At 33.9% G+C, this 20011-nt stretch carries 20 protein-coding genes and 1 other RNA gene; 14 read left to right on the top strand and 7 right to left on the bottom strand.

The window, feature by feature from the left end:
- Positions 1–134 precede the first annotated feature (134 nt).
- From thrA to thrC, 3 genes are read left to right on the top strand one after another with little or no spacing between them, the layout of a single operon-like run.
- Positions 135–2588 (top strand): bifunctional aspartate kinase/homoserine dehydrogenase I, encoded by a 2454-nt coding sequence (gene thrA / locus ES676_RS13490; protein WP_148370855.1) that lies wholly within the window; start codon positions 135–137, stop codon positions 2586–2588.
- 9 nt (positions 2589–2597) lie between these two features.
- Positions 2598–3521 carry a homoserine kinase gene (locus tag ES676_RS13495; RefSeq protein WP_148370856.1) on the top strand — a complete coding sequence of 308 codons (924 nt, stop codon included), beginning with the start codon at positions 2598–2600 and terminating at the stop codon, positions 3519–3521.
- A gap of 1 nt (position 3522) precedes the next feature.
- Positions 3523–4818 carry a threonine synthase gene (gene thrC, locus ES676_RS13500; protein WP_148370857.1) on the top strand — a complete coding sequence of 432 codons (1296 nt, stop codon included), beginning with the start codon at positions 3523–3525 and terminating at the stop codon, positions 4816–4818.
- Here the strand turns inward: thrC and ES676_RS13505 are convergent, their stop codons facing one another.
- Entirely contained in the window at positions 4819–5469 is a 651-nt protein-coding gene (locus tag ES676_RS13505) for an SDR family oxidoreductase (protein ID WP_148370858.1), read from the bottom strand.
- A 173-nt stretch (positions 5470–5642) separates the two neighbouring features.
- Between ES676_RS13505 and ES676_RS13510 the strand changes: the two genes are divergently transcribed.
- The 8 genes from ES676_RS13510 (at position 5643) to ES676_RS13540 (ending at position 12185) form a co-directional block, all read left to right on the top strand.
- Complete coding sequence (locus tag ES676_RS13510) at positions 5643–6269, top strand: class I SAM-dependent methyltransferase (protein ID WP_148370859.1); 627 nt, start codon at positions 5643–5645, stop codon at positions 6267–6269.
- 283 nt (positions 6270–6552) lie between these two features.
- Positions 6553–7188, top strand: coding sequence for a tyrosine--tRNA ligase (tyrS, locus tag ES676_RS15130; protein ID WP_246124525.1), 636 nt, complete (start codon positions 6553–6555; stop codon positions 7186–7188).
- A gap of 57 nt (positions 7189–7245) precedes the next feature.
- Entirely contained in the window at positions 7246–7392 is a 147-nt protein-coding gene (locus ES676_RS15135) for a hypothetical protein (protein ID WP_246124527.1), read from the top strand.
- Between the two features lie 448 nt (positions 7393–7840).
- The gene (gcvT, locus tag ES676_RS13520) at positions 7841–8911 is read left to right on the top strand and encodes a glycine cleavage system aminomethyltransferase GcvT (RefSeq protein ID WP_148370860.1); all 1071 of its coding nucleotides are present in this window, start codon (positions 7841–7843) and stop codon (positions 8909–8911) included.
- A 10-nt stretch (positions 8912–8921) separates the two neighbouring features.
- Positions 8922–9836 carry a glutaminase gene (locus tag ES676_RS13525; protein WP_148370861.1) on the top strand — a complete coding sequence of 305 codons (915 nt, stop codon included), beginning with the start codon at positions 8922–8924 and terminating at the stop codon, positions 9834–9836.
- Between the two features lie 14 nt (positions 9837–9850).
- Positions 9851–10681: a sugar nucleotide-binding protein gene (locus ES676_RS13530; protein WP_148370862.1), complete on the top strand. Its 831-nt coding sequence runs from the start codon at positions 9851–9853 to the stop codon at positions 10679–10681.
- A 118-nt stretch (positions 10682–10799) separates the two neighbouring features.
- A complete protein-coding gene (locus tag ES676_RS13535) occupies positions 10800–11096 on the top strand; it encodes a 4a-hydroxytetrahydrobiopterin dehydratase (protein ID WP_148370863.1) in 297 nt (98 codons plus the stop codon).
- 366 nt (positions 11097–11462) lie between these two features.
- Complete coding sequence (locus ES676_RS13540; RefSeq protein ID WP_148370864.1) at positions 11463–12185, top strand: YebC/PmpR family DNA-binding transcriptional regulator; 723 nt, start codon at positions 11463–11465, stop codon at positions 12183–12185.
- A gap of 213 nt (positions 12186–12398) precedes the next feature.
- Here the strand turns inward: ES676_RS13540 and ES676_RS13545 are convergent, their stop codons facing one another.
- The 5 genes from ES676_RS13545 to ES676_RS13565 all read right to left on the bottom strand — a co-directional run bounded on the left by ES676_RS13545 (position 12399) and on the right by ES676_RS13565 (position 17398).
- Entirely contained in the window at positions 12399–12947 is a 549-nt protein-coding gene (locus tag ES676_RS13545) for a 1-acyl-sn-glycerol-3-phosphate acyltransferase (protein ID WP_148370865.1), read from the bottom strand.
- 1 nt (position 12948) lies between these two features.
- Positions 12949–14031, bottom strand: a complete 1083-nt coding sequence (locus ES676_RS13550; RefSeq protein ID WP_246130371.1) for an iron-containing alcohol dehydrogenase family protein — start codon at positions 14029–14031, stop codon at positions 12949–12951.
- Positions 14032–14105: 74 nt separating this feature from the next.
- Positions 14106–14810, bottom strand: a complete 705-nt coding sequence (locus ES676_RS13555) for an HAD family hydrolase (RefSeq protein ID WP_148370866.1) — start codon at positions 14808–14810, stop codon at positions 14106–14108.
- Complete coding sequence (kdsB, locus tag ES676_RS13560) at positions 14801–15529, bottom strand: 3-deoxy-manno-octulosonate cytidylyltransferase (protein WP_148370867.1); 729 nt, start codon at positions 15527–15529, stop codon at positions 14801–14803. Before kdsB ends, ES676_RS13555 begins: the two co-directional genes overlap by 10 nt.
- 441 nt (positions 15530–15970) lie before the next feature.
- Positions 15971–17398, bottom strand: coding sequence for an ATP-dependent DNA helicase (locus tag ES676_RS13565; protein ID WP_148370868.1), 1428 nt, complete (start codon positions 17396–17398; stop codon positions 15971–15973).
- A 122-nt stretch (positions 17399–17520) separates the two neighbouring features.
- Here ES676_RS13565 and ES676_RS13570 point away from each other — a divergent pair, with 122 nt between their 5' ends.
- From ES676_RS13570 to ES676_RS13580, 3 genes are read left to right on the top strand one after another with little or no spacing between them, the layout of a single operon-like run.
- Entirely contained in the window at positions 17521–18258 is a 738-nt protein-coding gene (locus tag ES676_RS13570; protein WP_148370869.1) for a hypothetical protein, read from the top strand.
- Complete coding sequence (locus ES676_RS13575; protein ID WP_148370870.1) at positions 18245–19075, top strand: DUF3822 family protein; 831 nt, start codon at positions 18245–18247, stop codon at positions 19073–19075. Before ES676_RS13570 ends, ES676_RS13575 begins: the two co-directional genes overlap by 14 nt.
- Complete coding sequence (locus tag ES676_RS13580) at positions 19066–19644, top strand: RsmD family RNA methyltransferase (RefSeq protein WP_148370871.1); 579 nt, start codon at positions 19066–19068, stop codon at positions 19642–19644. The genes ES676_RS13575 and ES676_RS13580 overlap by 10 nt, the downstream gene beginning before the upstream one ends.
- A 58-nt stretch (positions 19645–19702) precedes the next feature.
- Here the strand turns inward: ES676_RS13580 and rnpB are convergent.
- Positions 19703–20006: RNase P RNA component class A (gene rnpB, locus ES676_RS13585), an RNA gene on the bottom strand.
- Positions 20007–20011 lie beyond the last annotated feature (5 nt).

Genomic DNA, 20011 nt, shown 5'->3' on the forward strand with positions numbered 1-20011 from the left:
TTAAAGAGGCCATTTCTGCGGGCTATATCTATTATAAAGGGGCATTGACCCATTAGGGTTATACTTATTTTACTTCAGCCTAATTGTAGTTATTTAACTACCAATACCCCATTAACTAACTAAACCACTTTCCTATGCAAGTCTTAAAATTTGGAGGCACCTCTTTAGGTTCATCAACAAATATAAATAAAGTCATTTCAATTGTCGAAAAACAAACGGGAAACGGTGAAATTATATGTGTAGTTTCGGCTATTGGTGGTATTACCGACGCTTTATTAAAAGCGGGGCATTTGGCAAAAGATAAAAACGCTAACTACAAAAATGTGTTTGAACAGATTAAAAAAAAGCACCTATTAATTGCAGATGAATTGATATCAGTACAAAACAAAACGTTTCAACTAGAACTGATTAGTCAATTGGACGCTTTAAAAAAACTGTTAGATGGCATTTATTTGATTAATGAATTATCGCCGCAAACGGGAGATAAACTAGTGAGTTTTGGAGAATTATTATCCTCTTTTATTATCACTGAAGCATTGAAAAAAAAAGGAAATAAAGTCGCCAGAAAAAACGCGCAAGAACTTATTGTTACCAATTCAAATTTCACCAAGGCTGAAGTTAAATTTGAAATAACGAATAAAAATATTCTAAACTATTTTAAAACAGCTACTCAAAAAATCACCATTGTACCAGGGTTTATTGCAAAATCTGAGCATAGCGAAATAACCACTTTAGGCCGTGGTGGCTCAGACTATACGGCAGCTATTGTTGCTGCGGCTTTAAAAGTAAAGACCTTAGAAATTTGGACAGACGTTAGCGGAATGTTTACGGCCAACCCAAAACTGGTAAAGCAAGCCTACCCTATTTCTTATATTTCTTACCAAGAAGCAATGGAATTATCGCATTTTGGGGCTAAAGTGCTATATCCGCCAAGTGTGCAACCGGTCTTGTTTTTAAATATACCCATTCATATAAAAAACACTTTACAGCCTGAAAATAAAGGCACAATAATCACTAATGATTCTCAATATTATAGCACAGAAAAACCGCCAGCTACAGGAATTACAAATATTAACAATCTCGCACTACTAACGCTTCAAGGTAATGGAATGGTTGGCGTACCGGGGTTTTCAAAACGGTTGTTTGAAGTACTGGCAAATCAGAAAATCAATATTATTTTTATTACTCAAGCCTCTTCAGAGCATTCTATTTGCTTCGGAATTGATGAAAATGAGGCTGATTTGGCAAAAAAATCCATCAATGAAGTTTTTGAATACGAAATTAAAACGTATAAAATCGATCCTATTCTTGTAGAAAAGGAATTATCAATTATTGCGCTTGTGGGTGATAAGATTAAAAATCACCAAGGTGTAAGTGGTAAAATGTTTAGCGTATTAGGTAAAAACAACATTAACATTAGAGCCATTGCTCAAGGAGCTTCCGAGAGAAATATATCGGCCGTTATTGCTGAAAAAGATGTAAAAAAAGCACTAAACGTAGTTCACGAGCGCTTTTTTGAAAGTAATACTAAGCAATTAAATATATTTATTACAGGTGTCGGCAATGTGGGAGAACGCTTAGTGGAGCAAATTAAACAGCAAAAATCTTATTTATTAAAACACCATAAAATTAATGTGCGTATTATAGGGCTTTCAAATTCTAGAACGATGTTATTTGATGCTGAAGGCTTGTCGTTAAAAAATTGGAAAGCAGATTTACAAAAAGGACAAAAAGCAACACTAACTGCTTTTTTAGACACCGTAAAACTATTAAATTTACGCAATAGCATTTTTATAGATATTACGGCGAATAGAGACGTTTCTAAGTTGTACGAGCACTATTTAAAAGAAAGTATTGCCGTGGTTGCTTGTAATAAAATTGCCTGTTCAAGTTCTCAAAAAAGCTACTCTTCTTTAAAGCTATTATCATTAAAATACAACGCACCATTTTTGTTTGAAACCAACGTTGGTGCAGGATTACCAATAATCGACACCCTAAGAAACTTGATGGCTTCTGGAGATAAGATTACGAGTATTCAAGCTGTTTTATCAGGAAGTTTAAACTTTGTATTTAATAATTTTAATGAAAACACAAAATTTCACGATGTTGTTAAGCAAGCACAATTACAAGGGTATACAGAACCCGATCCTAGAATAGATTTAAGCGGTGTAGATGTCGCTCGAAAAATATTAATTCTCGCACGAGAAAGTGGCTTCGAAATGGATTTGAAAGATATTAAAAATGACTCTTTTTTAACTCAAAATAATTTAAAAAGTGACACGGTAGATGACTTTTATTCTACACTTATTGAAGACGAAACACATTTTCAAAATTGGTATGCTTCTGCTAAAAGCAAAGATTGCCGGTTAAAATATGTTGCCGAATTTAATAATAGAAAAGCAAAAGTAGGATTGAAAGAAATTCCGATAGGGCATCCGTTTTATAACCTAGAGGGAAAAGACAATATCGTTATGTTTTACACCCAACGGTACCCAGAGCAACCTATGATTATTAAGGGTGCCGGAGCTGGCGCCGATGTTACGGCCTCTGGCTTATTTGCCGATATTATTAGAATTGGAAACAACTAAATTAAACAGATGAGAAACGAAATAAAAATTTTTTCGCCCGCTACAGTAGCCAATGTTTCTTGTGGTTTTGATGTTTTAGGGTTTTGCTTAGACAATATTGGTGATGAAATGATTATAAAAAAAACGCCCCAAAAAGGTATTCGTATTACCAAAATTGAAGGTTACGATTTGCCGTTAAATCCGTTAGAGAATGTGGCTGGAGTTTCAGCTTTAGCTTTATTAGAAGAGGCAAAACCTAATTTTGGTTTTGAGATTGAAATCTATAAAAAGATAAAACCTGGTAGCGGAATTGGCAGTAGTTCTGCTAGTGCGTCGGGGAGCGTTTTTGCCATCAACGAATTACTAGGTAAACCCTACAATACACATCAATTAACAGCTTTTGCAATGAAAGGTGAAGCGCTTGCCAGCGGAGCAGAACACGCCGATAATATTGCTCCTGCTCTGTTTGGCGGATTTACCTTAGTAAAATCTTGTAACCCCATTTCTATTTTAAAATTACCAACACCAGCAGCTCTTTACGCGACAATCATTCATCCAGAAATTGAAATTAAAACACGCCATGCCCGATCGATTTTACCAGACCAGATTCCGTTAAAAACAGCGATCACCCAATGGGCAAATGTAGGAAGTTTGGTTCACGCTTTACATACCAATAATTACCAATTATTAAGTTCTGCGTTACAGGATGTCGTTATCGAACCATACCGTAAAACGTTAATCCCCCACTTTGATACTGTAAAAAAACAGACTCTTAGAATAGGTGCTTTAGGTTGCGGTATTTCAGGCTCTGGACCTTCTGTTTTTGCATTAAGCGAAGGTTTAGAAATGGCTAAAAATGTGGAAAAAGTGATGCGTGACATCTATTTTAGAGCAGGAATCACTTTTACTACTTATGTTTCAAAAATTAACCCGACAGGAATCAAAATATTATAATATGAAATACTATTCACTCAATAGAAAAGCTAAAAAAGTAAGCTTTAAAGAGGCTGTTATTAAAGGGCTAGCCCCAGATAAAGGTTTGTATTTTCCAGAAAAAACCACTCCATTACCAAAAGATTTCTTTAAAAACATCAGCCAGTATTCCAATGAAGAGATAGCATTTGAAGCCATTAAACAATTTGTAACACCAGATATACCCGAAACCGTTTTAAAAACGATTATCCAAGAGACGCTTTCTTTTGATTTTCCTATCGTAACGTTTGATAAAACTATTTCAACTTTAGAATTATTTCACGGCCCCACGATGGCTTTTAAAGATGTCGGTGCTCGATTTATGGCGCGATGTTTGGCTTATTTTAACACCAATAATACTAAAGAAATCACTGTGCTAGTGGCCACTTCTGGTGACACAGGAGGTGCGGTTGCAAATGGGTTTTTAGGAGTAAAAGGCGTGAATGTTGTTATTTTATACCCGAGTGGGAAAGTGAGTGATATTCAAGAAAAACAACTCACCACTTTAGGTCAAAATATTACTGCGTTAGAAGTCGATGGCGTTTTTGATGACTGTCAAGAGATGGTAAAACGTGCTTTTTTAGATTCGGATATTACAGAGACTATGTCACTGACTTCGGCCAATTCTATCAACGTTGCGCGCTGGTTACCGCAGTTGTTTTACTTTATGTTTGCCTATAAAACACTAAATAAAACAGATAAAAACATAGTATTCTCTATTCCCAGTGGAAATTTTGGGAATAGTTGTGCTGGAATGATGGCGCAACAATTAGGCTTACCTGTCTCTCATTTTATTGCAGCTAATAATGCTAACAACAGTGTTACAAACTATTTAAAAACTAAGAATTACAACTCAAAACCGTCTGTGCAAACTATTAGTAATGCAATGGATGTTGGAAACCCGAGTAACTTTATTCGTATTCAAGAAATTTATAATCACGATTTTGAAACATTAAAACAAAACTTATCGTCTTTCAGTTTTACCGACGAAGACACCAAAATCGCCCTAAAAGAATTATATACCAAATACAATTATGTAGCCGATCCGCACGGAGCTGTTGGTTATTTAGGCTGTAAAGCGTATTTAAAAAATAACACAAACGTGCATTGCGTATTTTTAGAAACAGCACATCCTACAAAATTCTTAGACGTTGTGGAAGCTGTTATTGGAAAAAAACAAGAGTTACCTCCTCAAATTAAAGCGGTATTGTCAAAAACAAAAGTAGCCACCAAAATTGGCAGCTACGAAGCATTTAAATCATTTTTATTGTCGCATTAGTTATGCATCAATTTTAGAAATTTTATCTAACGCTTTTCCTATTAAAGTATTCCCTTTTATGATTTCAAAGGTGGCCTTATTAGCGACATCATCATTTAGAGTTCTGACTATGGTTTGCGCAACATCATCTCTACTAATTTCGCCTCTTTTATTTAGCTTAGCTTCTAGTTCAATTTCATTTGAAGGTTTTTCGTTTGTTAAAGACCCCGGACGCACAATACTATAATTCAAACCACTATTTTTCAAGTGTTCGTCTGCATTCTGTTTTGCTTTTAAATAGTCCTTTAATTCTGACATTTCTTCTGGATTATCTACTCCCATAGAACTTAACATCACAAATTTTCTTATGCTATTTTTATTGGAAGCATCAATAAGTTTTTTTGCTCCTTCTTGATCGACTTCAACTACTTTTTTTCCTCCAGAACCAGCAGCAAAAACAACTTTATCAATTTTACTTTTGGTTTTGAAAGCTGGCGTGACATCGTCTTCCAAATCAGCTAAAACCGACTCGATATTGTGTCCTTCAAAATAGGCTTTTTGCTCTTCTTTTCTAACCATTGCAACAGGGTTAAAATATTGCGATTCCTTTAATAAGTGTACTATTTTTTTTCCTGTGGTACCATTGGCACCAGCTACTAATATATTTTCCATAAGATCAATTTACTATTATAAATTACTTAATGCTATTCTTTTTAACGGTTTAACTTTAGTTTAATACCATTTATAATTTCTTTAAGAAGAAGTAAAGCACTACGCCTTGAATAACCGCCACCTCCTAAAAAACCTTTAACTTTGACTATCCAAACAGATTAAATTTACTTAAAATGACTATAGATAAAAAAGAACATTGGGAAACAGTATACAAAACGAAAACACCTGAGCAAGTGAGTTGGACCCAGGAAATCCCAAGAACCTCGTTAGATTTTATAGCGTCACTTAACGCAGAAAAAACAGCAAAAATTATAGATATTGGTGGTGGTGACAGTAAACTCGTAGATTGTTTGCTAGACGACGGTTACAAAAATATTACGGTACTCGATATTTCTAAAAAAGCGATAGATAAAGCAAAAGCAAGATTAGGCGATCGTGCAGAATTGGTGAATTGGGTAGTTAGTGATATCATTAATTTTAAACCAAATACTACTTATGATATTTGGCACGACCGTGCAGCATTTCATTTTTTAACAACACCCGAGGCTATTAATTGCTACATAGAACTCACTAAGAATGCCGTCTCTGGTTTTATGATACTCGGTACATTCTCTGAGAATGGTCCTGAAAAATGTAGCGGTTTAGCTATTTCACAATATTCAGAAAATACTTTAGAGCACACTTTTAAGGGAGATTTCAGTAAATTAAATTGTAAAACTGAAGATCATACCACGCCATTTAATACGACTCAAAACTTTGTGTTTTGTAGTTTTGAAAAGAGAAATAAATTAAGGACGTAATGATTTTAATTAATTGTTTAACAAAACTTTAAACGATTCGTTTCTAAATGAAATTTTTAAATAACATATTACGTCTTCCTTTTTTCAGCACCTATTATCATAATAGAGTGGCTAAGGAATTATATGCTAAAATTTAAAAACAATAATTGTTTAAAATAAACTAATAGTATTTATATAACCCGTAAAGCCCGAGCAATTTGTTCGGGCTTTTTTTATGCAAAAAATTATGCAAACACTTAAAAATTTACAATAAAACGTAGAAATTACACTACCTGTAAATGGTTTGAAAAACAAACTATTACAATCTAAAAAGGAACAGCGTCCGTTAAAAATTAAACTAGGCTTTGACCCTACTGCACCCGATTTGCATTTGGGTCATACAGTGGTATTGAAAAAGCTGAAACAATTTCAAGATCAGGGCCATCAGGTTATTATTTTGGTGGGAAGTTTTACCGCGCGAATTGGAGACCCTACAGGTAAAAATAAAAGTAGGAAGCCGTTAAGTATCGAAGCCATTAAATTCAATGCTGAAACATACATTAATCAGTTATCTAAGATTTTAGACATCGATAAGACCGAAATTGTTTATAATTCGGATTGGTTAGATGCACTTTCATTTTCTGATGTCATTCAACTCCTTTCTAAAGTGACTGTTACCCAAATAATACACCGAAAAGATTTTAACAAACGCTACAACGAAAACACACCCATCGCAATGCACGAAATGGTATACCCTATTTTACAAGGTTACGATTCTGTACAATTACACTGCGATATTGAAATGGGCGGCACCGATCAGCTTTTTAACTGCACAATGGGAAGACAGCTTCAAGAAAGCCACAATTTAGAACCACAAATTGTAATGTGTATGCCGTTACTACGCGGTTTAGACGGTAAAGAGAAAATGAGTAAATCCTAAAACAATATAATAGGATTAATAGATTCTCCCAATGATATGTTTGGAAAAACTTTATCAATGCCAGACGATTTAATCCCAGAGTTTTTACAGCTTGCTACAGGTTTTTCAGAGGTTAAGAAAGCATTATTTTTAAAAGACATAAGCGCAGGAACAAACCCGATGACTCTAAAAAAACACATTGCGAAAAATATAATAAGTCAGTAATATAATGAATCGGAAGCAACGGCTGCAGAACTGTTTTTCGAAAATCAGTTTCAAAATAGAGGGTTTAATGAGAAAATTTTTGAACCTGTTTCAATTATAGCTTTAAAATTAGCTTCAAACGTTATAACTCTTTTAGATATATGTAAAGCCTTAAAAAGCGAATTATCCAATTCTGCCATTCGACGTTAATAGAAAGCGGAGCTGTTCAGATAAATAACGAAAAAATAAAAGCACCGTTTACAACAATTAAACTCAAAAAAGAACTTAAAATAAAAATAGGGAAACGCAATTTTTTCGAATTATTATAAGCCCTTCAGTAAAAAGCAAAAGAAATAAGTGTAACACCGTTTTAATGCCTAAGTCGTTTTACGAAAACGAATAATTTTCGATACCTTTGGCAAAAATCAATCACATTTTAATAACAAAATAGCACTTTAAGCTTATACCTATGAAAAATACTGCATTATCATCTACTCACGAGGCTCTTGGAGCTAAAATGGTTCCTTTTGCTGGTTATAATATGCCTGTACAATACGACGGTGTAAATATCGAACACGAAGCAGTTAGAAAAGACTGTGGTGTTTTTGATGTTTCGCATATGGGTGAATTTTTAGTTGAAGGCGAACACGCTTTAGATTTATTACAAAAAGTATGTAGTAATGATGCTTCTAAATTAAAGGTTGGGAAAGCGCAATATACCTGTTTACCAAATGATGACGGCGGTGTGGTAGACGATTTACTTATTTACAAATTAAAAGAAGATCAATATTTATTAGTAGTAAATGCGAGTAATATTGAAAAGGATTGGAACTGGATCGCGTCTAAAAACGATGTTGGTGCAACACTTCGCGATTTAAGCGAAGACTATTCTTTACTAGCTATTCAAGGGCCTAATGCTGTCGAAAAAATGCAACCCTTAACAAATCACGATTTATCGGCTATAAAGTTTTACAACTTTGAAGTTGGCGTTTTTGCAGGTGTTGACGATGTCATTATTTCGGCAACAGGGTATACTGGAAGTGGCGGATTCGAAATTTATTGTAAAAATACTGAAGTAAAACAAATTTGGGATAAAGTAACTGAAGCTGGTGCAAAACCAACTGGTTTAGCTGCCCGTGACACGTTGCGTTTAGAAATGGGATATTGCCTTTACGGAAATGATATAAGTGACACCACCTCTCCTATAGAAGCTGGTTTAGGTTGGATTACTAAGTTTACTAAAGAGTTTACAAATTCTGAAGCTTTAAAAGCCGAAAAAGAACGCGGACCAAAACGTAAGTTAATCGCTTTCGAATTAGATGAGCGCGGTATTCCAAGACACGATTATGAGATTGTTGACGCAGATGGTAAAGCTATTGGTATAGTAACTTCTGGAACAATGTCTCCTAGTTTAGGTAAGGGTATTGGTTTAGGCTACGTACCAACAGAACTCGCTACAACAGGTACAAAAATATACATACAAATTAGAAAAAAGGCCATTCCTGCAACCATAGTAAAACCACCGTTTTACAAAGCATAAAAGATAAGTTATGGTAGATTTTCAAGGTATATTAAATAGCATACACGACGATTTAAAAGCGGAAGAAGTAAAAGGTATTGTGGCCTCTTACATTCCCGAGTTGTCGAAAAAGGATGTGAATACCCTTGGACTATTTATGCAACACGTCGACGGCAGATCGTTTTCTGCCGGCGATGCTTTTACGCCCTTTTCCATACAAAGTATTTCTAAAGTATTAGCCCTTTCCAAAGCTATTGCTTACGAGGACAATAAAATATGGGAACGTGTTGATGTGGAACCTTCAGGAAATCCTTTTAACCATTTATCCTTATTAGAGCTAGAAAACGGGATTCCTAGAAACCCTTTAATAAACTCTGGAGCTCTGGTAATTGCAGATATTTTAGTTTCACACTTAGAAAACCCGAAAGAAGATTTTTTAAACTATGTTCGCGATATAACTAACGATCAAACCATAAAATATAATTTTAAGGTAGCCGATTCTGAAGAAAGTACAGGCTTTAACAACTTTGCTGCCGCTTATCTTTTAAAATCCTTCAATAATTTAAATAACAAAGTTGAGGACGTTCTAGATTTTTATTTTCATCAATGTTCTCTAGAAATGAGTTGCGCGCAACTCTCTAAAGCCTTTTATTTATTCGCCAACGGTGGAAAATGTATGAAGGGTAAAAAACATATTACTAAAAAGCAAGCCAAACGTATCAATGCAATTATGCTTACGTGCGGGTTTTATGACGAGGCCGGTGAATTTGCTTTCGAGGTAGGATTACCAGGAAAAAGTGGTGTTGGTGGCGGTATCGTTGCCCTATTACCCAATAATTTTATAATTTCTACTTGGGCACCAGGATTAAATCCTAGAGGCAACTCGTTAATAGGAATGCAAGCCTTAGAGCAATTTACTTCGCAAACCAATTTATCTATTTTTTAAACGTTAAACGGGTAATGATAAAAAGAAATACCAAACATAGAATTTTAATTCTAGGCGCCAGCGGCTTTATAGGTGAAGCCATCTATAAGGAACTATGCCCCTATTTTAAAACGTTTGGAACCTACCGAACGGACAATTATAGCTACGATAAAAATCAACATTATTTTCAATATAATTTTGAAGAGGATGATATCTTCGAAATCTTAGAAGCCGTACAGCCTACTATTATAATTTCGGCGTTACGCGGCAATTTCTCAGCCCAGATTATTGCGCACCACCATATCGCAGAATATCTTATAGTTAGCGATGCTAAACTTATTTATTTATCGTCTGCCAATGTTTTTGATGCTTACAGTAAATTCCCTAGTTACGAATTAGACAAAACACTAAGTCACAGCTCGTATGGTCATTTTAAAATAAAAATTGAAAATATGCTGCTGCGTTTGCCTATTCATCAAGTAGCAATTTTACGATTGCCAATGGTTTTTGGAGCGCAATCACCGCGAATTAAAGAAATTAAAGCGTTTGTAAAAGAAGGACTTCCGGTAGAAGTATTTCCCAATTTAATAATGAATGTTACCACCGAGACTAAAGTAACCCAACAGATTCATTATATCATAAACCAAAATAAATATGGCGTATTTCATTTAGGAAGCACCGATTTGGTGCATCACGACGACTTTACAAAAGAGATTATTGAGGCTTTAGGCGTAAATAGGCCACTAATTAAACAGGTTTTTACCACCAACGATAACCGATATTTAGCCATTTTAGCCAAAAGCAACACGCTTCCAAAACACCTTCAGTTAGAGAGCTCTCTAATTTTAGAAGAGTTGGACTATTAAAATTTAAGGTGTCATTCATTTTATAACTACAGTTAAAAAGGTATAAAATACAACCGATTTCATTTAAAATAACGTAATTTTATTAGCACATATTCACCTTACAAAAAACACATCTATTATGTCAAAATTATCAGAAGAAGATATTGAAAAACGATTAATACGCCTTCCAGAATGGGAATATTACGATAATGCTATTCACGCAGAATTCGAATTCGAAAACTTTAAAGATTGCTTTAGCGCAATGAGCAGAATTGCTTTTGAATGTGAAGCTTTAAACCATCATCCGGAATGGACTAATGTTTATAATGTGCTTAAAATTTCTCTAAATACTCACGACGTTGATGGTGTGACTTTAAAAGATTTTAAATTAGCAGAAGCCATTGAATTGATTGTTGAAGAAGAAGAAGAGGAATAATTTAAGGATAGTCCTTACGTACATAGACTTTAAACTTTAATATTAAAAGAATTAAATACTGTGATTTATCAGTTCGGGGCAATCGCGATCCGGTTTTTGTCTAATTTATAATTTAAGGACAACAATTAAAATGTACGTTGTTAAATTAGCTAGCTTTTACAAACTATGGTAAATGCATTATAGAACCGACTATAATATGAAACTAAAGCGTTAACAGATGACGTTGTAAAACTCTTTTAAATCGATTTTTACACACTTTTATTACTTAGTTTATAAGAAAAGACGAAGGCAGTTCATATTTATTTTTAAATTTGTGTAACATTAATTAAATACTATTTTCTAAAAAGAAAATATAAAACAAATACTATGGGAAGAGCTTTTGAATTTCGTAAAGCACGTAAAATGAAGCGTTGGTCTGCAATGAGTAAGGCCTTTACACGCATTGGAAAAGATATTGTAATGGCTGTTAAAGAAGGAGGCCCAGATCCAGACAGCAATTCAAGGCTTAGAGCGATAATACAAAATGCGAAAGCGATAAATATGCCTAAAGACAACGTGGAGCGCGCTATAAAACGAGCGAGCGACAAAAGTCTAGGTGATTATAAAGAAATTGTTTTTGAGGGGTATGCGCCACACGGTATCGCCATATTAGTAGAAACAGCAACCGATAATAACACAAGAACTGTAGCTAACGTGCGTAGTTATTTTAACAAGTGCGACGGGAGTTTAGGAACTTCAGGTTCGGTCGTTTTTATGTTCGACCATACGTGTAATTTTAGAATTGATGCTGAAGGTTTAGATCCTGAAGAATTAGAATTAGAATTTATAGATTTTGGTGCTGAAGAGGTCTTTGCTGATGACGATGGTATTTTAATTTATGCGCCCTTTGAAAGTTTTGGAGCAATTCAAGCGGAATTAGAATCGCGCAGTATTGAAATATTATCTTCAGGTTTTGAACGTATTCCTCAAGTGACAAAAAAAATAACTCCTGATGAAGCGGCAGATGTCGAAAAACTGTTAGAAAAAATTGAAGAAGATGATGACGTGCAAAACGTGTATCACACTATGGAAGAAAATAGTGCTGATTAACTTGTTATCTAAATCAGTTTAAAATACTTAAAAGAAGGCTATCTTTCGTAGATAGCTTTTTTTATGGCCTAAATATTCGTTTAAAATTAGTATTTGTATACTACTAATCCCGAAATTGAAAGTAAATATTCATTAAACACAATTACCTTATTACCACCCGTTCCAGATAGTTTTATCTCATTGGCTTTAAACAATTAAAGATATATATATAGTTTAAGAGTAGTCTGGCACCTTACCCACAACATCTTTAAAGAAACTTCTAATACAAGCCAGATCGGCAGTACTGTCGTGAGTTGGATAAAACGGTTCTGAAATTTTATTTTGTTTATTTTTAAAATCTAAAGTAAACATAATAATTGGCACATTGGCTTCTTTGGCAATATAGTAAAAGCCTGTTTTCCATTCTTTAACTTTGCCCCGAGTACCTTCAGGAGCTAATGTTAATCTAAATTCTCTTTTATTTTTAAACAATAAAGCAATCGCTTGCACTTTATTTTGACCTGGCGTTCTGTCTAAAGCAACGCCTCCAACAGACTTAAAATACAAACCTAAAGGCCACCTAAATAATTCCTTTTTACCTATAAAATTTGTTTTTACATTGACTATTTTTCTTAGGCAGATTCCTACAAAAAAATCGTAAAAACTAGTGTGTGGCGCAGCTATAATAACTGCTTTTTTTACTGTATCCTTCGAAAAGTTTTTATTACCAACTATTTGCCAACCAAAAACTTTGAAGTATAAAAATAGAGCTAGTTTACGCATATTACATTTTTAAATATAACGCTTTTAATTTCTCTTTCGTAATTATTTTTTTCCATTGTTTGCCAATCGCATTTTCCCATAATGGCTCTAAACTCAAGGCTACATCTATCATGATATCAAATTCTTCGTCAGACAAGTTTGCACAAATACCTTGAGGTAATGTAATATTATGTTTTTTCTTCATTACTTTAAAAAGTGCTACACCTTCCGGGTAATAGTCTTCTAAATGATCGAAAACAATACAATTTCCAATACCGTGTTTTATACCTAATAAGTAAGATAATCCATAACTCATCGCGTGCGCAACACCAACTTGGGAGTAGGCTATACTCATCCCACCGTGCCAGCTTGCCATCATTAATTTATCTTGCGATTCCTCATCAGTACAATCGTTATCAATAAAAATTTCTTTACATAACTCTAAAGCCTTTTCACCATAACTTTTACTAAACGCATTTAAATACGTTCCGTTAAGCGATTCGATACAATGCACGAAACAATCCATACCGGTATAAAACCATTGGTCTTTTGGTACATCTTTAGTTAATTCTGGATCTAAAAGAACTTGATCGAACGGCGTGAAATCACTATTAATTCCTAATTTGCGTTCTGGTCCAGTTAAAATAGTGGTGCGAGATACTTCTGCTCCTGTTCCTGAAATAGTAGGAATACCAACGTGATAAACGGCTTCCGTATTTACTAAATCCCAGCCTTGATAATCTTTAGATTCCCCATCATTATTAAGCATAATAGCCACCGCTTTTGCAATATCTAAAACGCTACCACCACCTATTCCAATTATTCCAGAAGGGCGTTCTTTATACGTTAGTATAATATCTTCTACCAACTGATCTATCTGAGAGGTTTTAGGCTCTTCTTTAGTAGAAACGTAAACTAATTTATCGTCGTACGATAATGGAATTCGAGAGGTTAACCACGAATTTCCTTTAAATACGTCATCCACAAAGAATATAAATGGTGCTTTTGTATTTAAACGCCTTGGACTTAAAATATCTGCTAGCTGGTTAAAACAGCCGCGTCCAAAGATCACTTTGGAAACCATAGGGAAATTTTTATAACTCATTAACTCTTAATTTATATACTTTTTTTGTCTAAACATTCGTGTAAACTATTTTTTTAAAAGACCGGTGCAGCATTTTAATTTAATAGCTCCGTTAATTCCTTGAGTGTATTAATCGTTTTATAGACTTTGCCGTTAGTCTCAGATGCTTTTACTTGTTCATGAATCCAAGTGGTATGAAATGGAATATGAATAGCATTCGCTTTTATATTAACTAACGGTAAAATATCAGATTTTAATGAATTTCCTATCATTAAAAACTCCGATGGTTTAATGTCTAAATGATTTAATAACTTCGAATAGTTTGCTTCTTTTTTATCACTTAATACTTCTATATGATGAAAATAGTCTAACAATCCTGATTTTTCTAATTTGCGCTCTTGATCTAATAAATCACCTTTGGTGGCCACTATTAGTTTGTATTTTTTCGATAATTCTTTTAATACCAATTCGACATCGTCTAGTAGCTCTACCGGCTTATTTAACATCTCTTTACCAATGTCTAAAATCTGATTAATAGTTTTGCTAGACACCGTGTTGTTCGATAATTCTAAAGCGACTTCTACCATAGACAACATAAAACCTTTTACGCCATAGCCGTAAAGAGACAAATGTTGCATGTGCTTTATAGCCAGTTCATGATCTATTTTATTAAAGGTCTCGAAATTACTTAATAGTTTGCAAAACTCATTTTCTGCTTCTCGAAAATACGTCTCGTTTACCCAAAGGGTATCGTCTGCATCAAAACCAATAACTTTTATGTTTTTATAGTCTATTTCCAAAGTTTTTTTGCTCTTTCTAAATCTTCTGGCGTATCAATTTCTACACCTTGAACATTTGTTTCCACCATTTTAATACGTTTACCGTATTCTAAATATCGAATGCATTCAATCTTTTCTGAAGCTTCTAGAGTTAACATTGGCAGACGATAAAAGTCCATTAATGCCTCTTTTCTAAACGCATAAACACCTTTATGTTTAAAATACTTTACAGCCACTTCTTTATCTCTAGCATAAGGAATTGGACTTCGCGAAAAATACAGTGCAAAGCTTTGTTGATCTACAATAACCTTAACCGTATTGGGGTCTTTAATTTCGTATTCGTCTGTAATATGGACCATTAAAGAGGCTAAATCAATAGCTTTTTCGCTATCCTTTTTAAAAACGTTGATTAATTTTTTTAACGATTCAATTTCTGTAAAAGGTTCATCACCTTGCACATTCACCACAATATCTACATCCATAAATTCGATAGCTTCAGCAATGCGATCGCTTCCACATTCGTGTTCTTTCTTACTCATTACTGCTTTTCCTCCAGTATTTATAATTTCGTTATAAATAATATCACTGTCTGTTACCACAATAACATCATCAAACAAATTAGTGTTTACTGTAGCTTCGTAAGTACGCGTAATAACAGGTTTGCCTCCTAAATCTTGCATTAATTTAGCAGGAAAACGAGAGGCTTTATAGCGCGCAGGAATCATTGCAATTATTTTCATCAAATGGTATAAAATTTTAAAATATGTAGCCTTTTCTTAACAAAATCTGCTTTTTCAAAAATAGGATATTTTATAGACTATTCTAGCCTTACGGCGTTTAAAATTTTCATAAAACTTAAAAGGAAAAATCAATAATAGTCACTTCCCCGAAAATTAATACTGCAGGCAAACTTCCAATCCATTGCCAAGAATCATTACTTATCAAAATAACGGTATAACCCGCCAAACTTAGCATAGATAATAAGTGTAAAACCGCGAAAATCGACAGCTACTAAAAAACCGATTTCTAAACCAACACTAAAAAGGCCCACGCTGTTATAACATAGCTTTTAAGATTGAGCTTCTAAAATAAACAAATAAGTGCTCTGTTATATAATAACCTGATTTAGCGTTTAAAAGAGTGCGCGGCACACCAGACCAGGAAAGTCTGTATTCCACAGTTTACTCTTCAATAAAAAAATCGTCCTTAAAACCTATTAAATACAGTTTTTCCTGAGCACGCGTTACGGCCGTATATAACCAACGCATATAATCTTTATCGATACCATTTGGTAAATAAGGCTGTTCAACAAACACCGTATTCCATTGTCCACCTTGAGATTTATGACACGTTATAGCGTAAGAGAATTTCACTTGTAAGGCATTGAAATGTGGATTGCCTTTAATTTTTAAAAACTTTTTATAATTACTGGTTTCGTCCTCGTAGTCTTTTTGCACTTCTTGGTACAACCGGTTAGAATCTTCGTAAGGCAGTGAGGGGGTTTCAGCATCTATGGTATCTAATAATAAAACAGTTTCAAAGGGTTGCATATTAGGGTAATCCACCATTCTTACTTTTACTTCCGCAAAACGAAAACCATAGAGTTCTTTAATACTAAAGATTTCTAATATTTCAATAATATCACCATTGGCAATAAAGCCAGCCTCTGTTGTAGGTTTTAGCCAGAAATAATTATTTTTAACCACCATTAAATAATCGCCAGACGACAACTCGTTTTCATTAAATAAAATACGACTTCGTATTTGCTGATTATACAAATTGGCCCGCTTATTACTTCGCACAATAATTGCCATTTCCTCATTACCTAAAGTACTGTAAGAATCATTTATAGCGTCAAGTATCTCGTAACCATCAGTTAATCTTACTATATCTTTAAACCCTTTAAGGTTAAATTTAAAGCTTTCGAAAAAATTACTAGCAATAACCTCTCTAATTTCGGTAGCATTTTCTAGAATTCCAGAATCTTGACCTTGCCGCATCACTTCGTCAAGTTCCATTTTTGTGACGTCTTTATTATAGTTAAGACTTAGAGTGTTCTCGTCTAGCGCCGGACTTAAATCTAGCTTTACCGGTGGCAATTGAGCGGTATCGCCTATTAAAAGTAATTTACAGTTATGGCCAGAATACACATATTGCATTAAATCGTCCAGCAACGATCCGTTTTCAAATAATTTAGAATCACCGGGAGTATCCGGGATCATAGATGCTTCATCGACAATAAATAAGGTGTTTTTATGTTTGTTGGGTTGTAATACAAATTTTACACCACCGCCTTTTTCTTTCTTCGGAAAGTATATTTTTTTATGAATAGTAAACGCTTCTTTCTTAGAATAATTAGAAATCACTTTTGCCGCACGCCCAGTAGGCGCCATTAATACCGCACTTTTATTAGCTTTCGACAAGTTATTTACTATCGTTCCTACAATTGTTGTTTTTCCTGTTCCAGCGTACCCTTTAAGTAAAAAGACTTCTTCAGAATTCTCATTAAAAATAAAATTAGAAAGCTGTAATAATAAAATATCTTGTTTAGCAGTTGGTTCGAACGGAAATTGTTGTTTTATAAGGGAATAAAATTCAGAATTGGTCATTTAAAGATCTCTTTTTTATGCTTTTCTTCAAAGATATAATGATTTTTAGTCTTATTGGTTTTTACGAATAAAAAAAAATTGTAGATTTGCGTAGATCATTAATTAAATTTAACAGAATCATTATGATAACATTTGTTCTTATTGCAATCGCTGCAATACTCGTAACTATTGGCTTAGTCTGGCTAATAGATAAGTATGTACCAATTAAAATTAAACCAGTTATAACAATAGTCCTTTGGGTACTAATAGCTTATTTAGGGTACTTAACTTTTATGTCGGTCTACAATCCTATTTTATTTAACCAAGTAAAAGAGAAGCGTTATGTTAAGGTTATTGAGAAGCTAGTAGACATTAGAGATTCTGAATTAGCGTATAATGAAGTTAATGGAAAGTTTACAGATAACTTCGATAGTTTAGTACACTTTATAGAAACAGGGCAATATGCTATTATTGAGCGTAGAGATTCTACTATAATAGACGAAGAATTAACCAAACTATATCGTGGAGTGGAAATGAAGAAAGATATTAGAATTATCGATACACTTGGTTTTGTTAGTGTAAAAGATTCTTTATTTAAATCTTCTGAACGTTTTAAAACTATGATGAATGTTCCTTTTGCAAAAGAAGGTACTAAATTTAAATTAGAAGCGGGTGAGCTTGGAGATGTCGGTGAAAAAATAGCAGTTTTTGAAGCGTCTATTTTAAAAAGCGACATTTTACACGATCAGCAAAGAGATTACATCATTCAAGAAAACCAAGTAAATTCTGTTGAAGAAATTAATGGAAATACTATACGTGTTGGTTCTATGGACCAAGTAAAAACTAATGGTAACTGGCCAAAAGTTTATGACACAAAATAGTAATTCTTTAAACGAAATACATATTAAAGAACTGTCCATTCAACTTGGTTTGAATGGACTTTCTTTTTGTATTCTTAACACAGATACAAATACTATTATTCATTTAAAGCATTTCAGCGCCTCTAAAAAGCAAACGCCAGATGAATTATTAGAGACACTTAAAACGCAATTTGAAACCGAAGACGCTTTAAAAGATTCCTTTTATAAAATCACTATCATTCACGAAAATGATTGGTCGACTTTAGTCCCAAAAGCGCTTTTTAATGAAGATGCTTTAGTCGATTATTTAAAATTAAATATTAAAATATTAAAAACAGATTACATCACTTTCGATACTGTTGCTATAAACGATAGCGTAAATGTGTATTTACCTTATGTAAATATCAACAACTATATTTACGATAAATTTGGCAGTTTTACATTCAAGCACTACTCTACCGTTTTGGTGGAAGCTATTTTAAATGCTGAAGCAAATGCTAACGATTCGAAATTATATATACACGTCTCGAAAACCCATTTTCAGTTAGTAGCCGTCACAAAAGGCGATTTAGTGCTCTACAACACGTTCGAATACACGACGCCAGAAGATTTTATTTATTACGTATTATTCACTACCGAACAACTACAACTCAATCCAGAAACTATTAAAACGATACTTTTAGGAGCTATAATTGAAAACGACGATTTATACACCATCGCCTACAAGTACATTCGTTATATTACATTTGGAAAACGCTTAGACACTTACCATTACTCTGAAACACCAGTAAATAGTTATTCAGATTTCACACTTATAAAAAGCTTACAATGCGAATAATATCAGGAGAATTTAAAGGAAGAAGAATTACCGCACCAAAAAAATTACCGGTCCGTCCTACAACAGATATGGCAAAGGAAGCACTGTTTAATATATTAAATAATTTATATTTTTTAGACGCTATTTCGGTATTAGATTTATTTTCGGGCACAGGAAATATAAGTTATGAATTTGCATCGCGCGGTACCGAAAACATAGTGGCGATAGATCAAGATTTTGGGTGCATTAAGTTTATTAACGATACCGCTGAAGGTTTCGAAATGCCCATTAAGACCATTAAAAGTGATGTGTTTAAATTTTTAGAAAACACGAAACAAAAAGCAACTATTATTTTTGCCGATCCGCCTTACGATTTTCCATTAGAAGCATTCGTTAAAATACCAACGCTTGTTTTCGAGAATAACTTATTAGAAACTGGCGGTATATTAATTGTAGAACATTCTAAATACACGCCACTATCTCATTTACCACAATTTAGTTACTCGAAAAGCTATGGTGGTAATGTCTTCAGTTTTTTTGAAGGTGAACAAATCACCGAAGAAGAAGAAGAAGAAGAAGAAAAGTATTAACACCCATTACTTTATAAAACAACAAAACCCTTCTTATGGTATAAGAAGGGTTTTTGTATAAATAAGTAAAGCTATAAGCCGGATTTTGTACTCTTTCGAGCCCTTATCATTTATCTGAGCATACTATTACTAGTACACTTTAGCTGCCTACCCTCTAACAATCGCGCGTGCACGCTCAAACATTAGTATACATGGCATTGCACCATATAGAGTTTACCTGGTTTCACTACAGCATAACCTGTACATTCTTTCTGTTGCACTTTTCCTAGTCTCACGACTGGTGGCGATTAACCACTATATTGCACTACGGTGTCCGGACTTTCCTCATCTTATAAATAAGATGCGATAAGGCGCTTTACTTACTGCA

This window comes from Bizionia saleffrena (assembly GCF_008086175.1).
GTDB classification, from domain to species: domain Bacteria; phylum Bacteroidota; class Bacteroidia; order Flavobacteriales; family Flavobacteriaceae; genus Bizionia; species Bizionia saleffrena.